Genomic DNA, 3,517 nt, shown 5'->3' with positions numbered 1-3,517 from the left:
CCAGTGCATCACGACCGCGCCGAAGGTCGTCATCACGCTTCAATGAGGCCTCGCGCCGAAGCGCGAGGAAACCGAGAACCGCGCTCGGAAAGGCGTCGATTTCGGAGAAGCTTCAATGAGGCCTCGCGCCGAAGCGCGAGGAAACGGTTCCCGCGGAACCCCGTGATTCTAGCGGCGTTCCGAGGGCCTTCGCGAGCGGCCCCCGCGAAGAGGGGCGCCCCGGCGGCGCGAAGCGGGCACCGCCGGGGCCTAAGCGCTTTGTTTTCAAAGAGCGCGAGCGGGCCCCGGGGTTTGGACACCGCCGGGCCGCTCGAAGGGCCCCGCCGGCCGCGGTTCGGCCGCGCGGGGCGCGCGTCGCCGCCGCCGTCAGACCACCAGCGCTCTGATCGGGGGCCGGTAGGGGCGGCCGACCGAGCCGACGACGCGGCCGCTGTCGCGCGCGGCGGGGCCGAGGTCCACGAGCAGCACCTGGTCGAGCTCGTGGTTCACCATCTCCTCCAGCACGCGCCGCAGCCGCGCCAGCTCGCCGGCCGTCAGCTCGCACATGAAGACGCTGTACTGCGTGTGGTCGCCGCGCTGCATCAGCGAGCGGAAGATCTTCGTCCGCCGCTCGTCGTCGGCGACGTCGTAGGTCACGAGGTAGCGGCGGCGGTCCATGGCCTACCTCGTGACCATGCCGGCGTACTGCGCCACGTCGCCGCGCAGGGCGCGCGCGAGCAGCCGCGCCTGCAGGCGCACGACGGCGCGCCAGCTGAGCCGGTAGTTGAACGTCGGATGGGTCACCAGCTGGTCCAGCCGCGCCTCGACGGCGCGGATGAACGCCTTGCGCCCGGCGGGGTTGAGCAGGCAGCCCGACTTGCTCCGCGTGAAGTCGCGGCGGGTCACCATGCCGGTGTTGATCGCGTTGAGGACGGCGGAGTCCACGACGAGCGGCCGGAACTCCTCCATCAGGTCGAGCGCCAGCGCCGCCCGGCCGTGGCGCGGCGCGTGGCAGAGGCCCCAAAACGGGTCGAGCCCGCAGGCGAGCAGGGCCACGGCGCATTCCTTGGCCAGCATCGCGTAGCCGAAGGAGAGGAGCGCGTTCACGGGGTCGCGCGGCGGGCGGCGGTTCCGCTCCTCGAACGCGAACTCCACGTCCCCCGACGGCGGGCGCAGCATCGTGCCGAACTCGCCGAAGTAGGCCCGCGCCGCCGTCCCCTCGACGCCGAGCAGCGCCTCGACGTCCGGCGCGAACTCGACGGCGCGGCGCATGTTCTGCAGCTCGAGCAGCGCGGCGTCCGGGGACGGGTCGGCGTTGCGGCGCAGCAGCGTGCGCTGGTTGCCGATCTTCGCCGAGACGAAGGCCCGCGCGAAGGCGAGCCGCCGCTCGCCGTCCGCCGCCGCGGCGTACTGCGCGGCGCGGTCGAAGGCGTTGCGCAGGCCGAGCCCCGCGGTGACGCCGTAGAACCAGTGCCCGGTCGAGCAGTGGACGACCGGCACGCCGGCCTCGCAGAGCACGTGCAGCGTCTGCGCCGTGACCTGCACGTTGCCGAGCAGCACGAGGTGGTCCACGTCCATCAGCCGCGCCGTGGCCAGCTTCTCCCCCTCCTTCCAGACGACGAGCGTGCCGCGGTCGGTCCCCACGCGCGCCCCCTGCTCCTGCACGTAGAGCGGCGAGGCGTCCGGGCGCGCGGGATAGAGGCGGCGCACGGCCGGCGCCGCGGGATCGGGCGGGGCCTCGGCGAGGGCCGCCGTCTCGTCGGGCAGGCAGATGCCGGCGAGCGAGCAGCCGAAGCAGCGCCGGCTGTCGCGCAGCGGCGGCGGGATGACCGAGGACGCGGCTTGGCGGCGCGCCCCCTCGATCGCCGCCAGCGTCCGCGCCTCGAGCTCCGGCGTGAAGGTGATCTCGACGCGCCGCCGCGAGGCGTCGAAGTAGAGGACGCCGTGGTCGCAGCGGTAGCCGGCCTCGCGCAGCAGCAGCCCCTGCGCCATGAGCTGCACGCGCTCCGGCTCCCAACTGCGCTGCGGGTTGTCGGGGACGCGGCCGCGCTTGCGCTCGACCGGCGCCGCCTCGTCGCCCGCCGTGCTCACGAGGTCGAGCTTGCCGACGATCCCGAGGCGGGCCGAGCCGAGCGAGACGGAGCGCGTGACCTGCGGCGGCTCCTCGCCTTCCGGCTGCGCCCCCGCCTTCGCCTCGGGCGCCTCCGCGCGTTCCTCCGCCGCGGCGTCGGCGTCGGGCAGGACGTGATCGAGCTTGTCCACGCGGCGATGGACCCGCTTGCCGTCCTCGGTGTATTCGTTCGAGGCCCACTGCCCTTCGACGTGTTCGAGATGAAACAGGCGCGGACAGTAGGCGTACTCGTTGACCATCCGCACGGGCATCAGGTCGGCGTCCTCCGCCGCCCCGAGATCTAAGTCCTTGTCGGACATCGAGTCCCCCCACGAGCCTACGCCCCCGCGACGCGCAACCACTTTCGGCGCGCCGGGGCCGGCCCGTCAAGCGGCTGCGCGCCTCAGAGATGCCGCAGGACGCAGCCGCCGATGCGCATGACCAGCCCGGCGAGGAACAGGACGAGCAGCAAGCCGAAGATCATCTGGCCGAGCCCGATGGCGCAGCCCGCCCCGTTCGCCGCGCCGGTCGCCGCGGCTTCCCCGGGCTTCTCGCCGGACGCGAGGGAATAGACGAAGGAGACGGCGGCGACGACGCCGCCGATCACCGCGAGGCCGACGAGGAATCGCAGCATGGCAGCCTCCTCTTCATCGTGAACGCGGGCGCCCGCCCCCCGACGGGCGCCCGCCCCCAAGCCGGAGCGCGGAGAACCGCGCGCCGGCGCGCTCACGAGGGCCGCGTGGGAGAGAGGAGTCCGGCGCTTGGCGCGTCCGGACGCGGGCGCGGCCCGCTTGTCGATGGGACGCGCGGGACGGGAGTCGCTGACGCGCCGTGCGCGTCGTTCCGTCCGCGCGCCGATCGGGAGCGGGCGCCCGGCCCCCCTTGGGCGGGCGCCCTTCCCTGGCCCGGCGGGGCTCGCGCGCCGCCGGTCCCCCCTTGCCGAGCGTCGCGAGGTTAGCGCGCGATGCGGCATATAACGTGCCGGATCGGCGACGATCGGCGGCGGCGGCGCGGAAAGTTGCGGTGGGGCGGCGGACCAGAGGCGGTTGAACGGGGTCACGGCCGAAGCGGTCCGGAGACCGGCGTATGCTCGGCCGGTCCACGGGGGATACGTCGATGAAGAGTGCGCGCGGGTGGTCGGCGGTGGTGGTCGCGATTCTCGTGGTGACGGCGGCGGCGGTCGCGCCGGGAGCGGCGGTCGCGGCGAAAGCGGCGGCAGCGCCGGACGCGGCCGACGGGCCGCGGCTCGAGGGGCGCGTGATCGCGCCCAGCGGCGCGCCGATGGCCGGCGCGGACGTCGAGCTGCTGGCCGAGGCGACGGCCCGCGCCGGGGCGGCGGCGACGCTGCGCGGCGAGGGGCCGGCCGTGGCCGCGGCGACGAAGAGCGGGAGCGACGGGCGGTACGCGCTCGCCGCGCCGCGCGCCGGC

General features: G+C 74.8%; 4 protein-coding genes. 1 reads left to right on the top strand and 3 read right to left on the bottom strand.

Features of this window, described 5'->3' with window-relative positions; all coding sequences use genetic code 11:
- Nucleotides 1-366: 366 nt before the first annotated feature.
- The 3 genes from cas2 to LLG88_03620 all read right to left on the bottom strand — a co-directional run bounded on the left by cas2 (nucleotide 367) and on the right by LLG88_03620 (nucleotide 2,723).
- The gene (gene cas2, locus LLG88_03630) at nucleotides 367-657 is read right to left on the bottom strand and encodes a CRISPR-associated endonuclease Cas2 (GenBank protein MCE5245999.1); all 291 of its coding nucleotides are present in this window, start codon (nucleotides 655-657) and stop codon (nucleotides 367-369) included.
- A gap of 3 nt (nucleotides 658-660) precedes the next feature.
- Nucleotides 661-2,409, bottom strand: coding sequence for a CRISPR-associated endonuclease Cas1 (gene cas1, locus LLG88_03625; GenBank protein ID MCE5245998.1), 1,749 nt, complete (start codon nucleotides 2,407-2,409; stop codon nucleotides 661-663).
- An 83-nt stretch (nucleotides 2,410-2,492) separates the two neighbouring features.
- The gene (locus tag LLG88_03620) at nucleotides 2,493-2,723 is read right to left on the bottom strand and encodes a hypothetical protein (protein ID MCE5245997.1); all 231 of its coding nucleotides are present in this window, start codon (nucleotides 2,721-2,723) and stop codon (nucleotides 2,493-2,495) included.
- A 482-nt stretch (nucleotides 2,724-3,205) separates the two neighbouring features.
- Here LLG88_03620 and LLG88_03615 point away from each other — a divergent pair.
- On the top strand, nucleotides 3,206-3,517 hold a 312-nt coding region (locus LLG88_03615; GenBank protein ID MCE5245996.1), incomplete at its 3' end, for a carboxypeptidase-like regulatory domain-containing protein.

The sequence above is a fragment of the bacterium genome (assembly GCA_021372775.1).
In the GTDB taxonomy this organism is placed as follows: Bacteria; Acidobacteriota; Polarisedimenticolia; order J045; family J045; genus JAJFTU01.
The sequence above is the reverse complement of the archived record's forward strand: the minus strand, read 5'-3'. Positions and strand labels throughout refer to the sequence as shown.